At 38.8% G+C, this 1,939-nt stretch carries 4 protein-coding genes; 1 reads left to right on the top strand and 3 read right to left on the bottom strand.

The genetic code is table 11. From position 1 onward, the window contains the following. Window positions 1-44: 44 nt before the first annotated feature. Window positions 45-194: a YjcZ family sporulation protein gene (locus tag TY15_RS23915; RefSeq protein ID WP_074432866.1), complete on the bottom strand. Its 150-nt coding sequence runs from the start codon at window positions 192-194 to the stop codon at window positions 45-47. 118 nt (window positions 195-312) lie between these two features. Between TY15_RS23915 and TY15_RS22905 the strand changes: the two genes are divergently transcribed. Then, a complete protein-coding gene (locus tag TY15_RS22905) occupies window positions 313-915 on the top strand; it encodes a DUF502 domain-containing protein (protein ID WP_040208779.1) in 603 nt (200 codons plus the stop codon). Between the two features lie 21 nt (window positions 916-936). On the opposite strand, the gene msrB is transcribed toward TY15_RS22905, so the two are convergent. Together msrB and msrA are read right to left on the bottom strand one after the other, a co-directional pair. After that, window positions 937-1,368 (bottom strand): peptide-methionine (R)-S-oxide reductase MsrB, encoded by a 432-nt coding sequence (gene msrB / locus TY15_RS22900; protein ID WP_187373560.1) that lies wholly within the window; start codon window positions 1,366-1,368, stop codon window positions 937-939. Continuing rightward, window positions 1,358-1,849, bottom strand: a complete 492-nt coding sequence (gene msrA, locus TY15_RS22895; protein ID WP_042375709.1) for a peptide-methionine (S)-S-oxide reductase MsrA — start codon at window positions 1,847-1,849, stop codon at window positions 1,358-1,360. The genes msrB and msrA overlap by 11 nt, the downstream gene beginning before the upstream one ends. Between the last annotated feature and the right edge of the window lie 90 nt (window positions 1,850-1,939).

Genomic DNA, 1,939 nt, shown 5'->3' with positions numbered 1-1,939 from the left:
AAAAATGATCTTGGATTTCTCCAAGATCTGTTTTGCATTCATTATCAAAAATTCCAGCTTGCACCAATAATAATTAATAGAATAAATAAAACAACGATCAGCGCAAAGCCTCCAAAACCAAAGCCTCCGCAACCTCCTACGGCAGCAGGGTATGCAGGATAACCGCAACATCCATCATATCCATATCCATACATTAACAATCACTCCTCAATAATTTGTTTCTGTTCCCTATTACTTTATGAACTAGATGCTTGACCTGTATGTGCATTCGCCTATATGATGAAAGACAATGATATTTATGAAGGTGATAAAATGAAATCGATAGTAAAGAACTTTATTAACGGCATTTTAACAATTGTTCCGATTATTCTTGTCGTGTATGTGATTTATAAAACTTTCCTATTTTTGGACGGTTTATTAGGAAATTCTTTAAAACCATACTTCAAGGAAGATTACATCCCAGGAATAGGCTTATTGACAACGATTATTTTAATTACCTTATTAGGCTGGTTGTCGACAAAGTATGTAACCGGAAAAATGATTAGATTAATTGATCGTTTACTTGAAAAAATTCCTGTTGTAAAAACCATTTATTCTGTTATCAAAGATACAGTACAATCTTTCCTTGGCGATAAGAAATCCTTTTCGAAGGTGGCCTTAGTCATTATTCCAGGGACAGAAATGAGGAGTGTTGGGTTTATTACTTCAGAGCAATTAGAGGATTTTTATAGTCCTTTAAAGGACCATGTTGCCGTCTATATCCCGCAAACATTTCAGGTCGCAGGATTTACCTTTTTAATCCCGAAGGAGCAAGTCGAAATTATCGATGTCAAGGCAGAGGACGCCATGAAATTTGTTCTATCGGGTGGGATGACCTCTTCTTCAAAGTCAAAAGGAAATATAGTTGCAAAATAAAAGCCGCATGGTAGCGGCTCTTTATTTTGCGTCAAACAGGATTGAGAATTCTCCATATCCCTCTTCTTCTAGCTTTTCCTTCGGGATAAACCGTAACGCAGCTGAGTTTATGCAGTAGCGCAAGCCTGTTGGGTTTGGCCCATCATTGAAAACATGTCCTAAGTGGGAATCGGCTGATTTACTTCGTACCTCTGTCCGAATCATAAAATGGCTATGATCTTGTTTCTCTAGGACTTCATCTTCTTCAATCGGTTTCGTAAAACTTGGCCAGCCACAGCCTGCATCAAATTTATCAAGTGAACTGAATAAAGGCTTGCCGGATACAATATCGACATAAAGCCCCTCTCGTGTTTCATTCCAATATTCATTTCTAAACGGTGGCTCAGTACCATTGTTTTGTGTAACTTCATATTGAATAGGCGTTAATTCCTTTTTTAAATCTTTATTTTGCATGATCATTCCCCCAATGCCTTTCAATAAACCCTGCCCGGCCAGAACCGACATGGTAGGACTCATAATGGGCACGATTTTTTTTATAATACTGCTGATGATAATCTTCAGCCGGATAAAAAGTTGTCGCTGGCAGAATGGGCGTCACAACGGGCTTTGAAAATCTGCCGCTGTTCTGTAATGCTTGTTTTGATTGTTCAGCCAGCTTTTTTTGTTGATCCGTGTGGAAAAAGATAGCGGTTTGATACGATTGGCCGCGATCATAGAATTGGCCCCCTGAATCCGTGGGATCAATTTGCTGCCAAAATAATTCTAGCAATTTTTCATATGGAAATACGTCTGGTTCAAAAGTAATTTGAACGGCTTCATAATGTCCAGTTGTATCGGTGCAAACCTGTTGATAACTCGGATTTTCCACTGTTCCACCCGTATATCCAGACAAAACTCGGATTATCCCTGGTTGTTCATCAAACGGCTTCACCATACACCAAAAACAGCCGCCAGCAAATGTTGCTAATTGATGATTGTTTTCCACGTCTTCCCACCTCTTTTCATTTACATAAAAGTATACCCC

Source organism: Neobacillus jeddahensis (genome assembly GCF_000612625.1).
In the GTDB taxonomy this organism is placed as follows: Bacteria; Bacillota; Bacilli; order Bacillales; family Cytobacillaceae; genus Neobacillus; species Neobacillus jeddahensis.
This window is presented reverse-complemented; position numbering and strand designations above follow the sequence as displayed.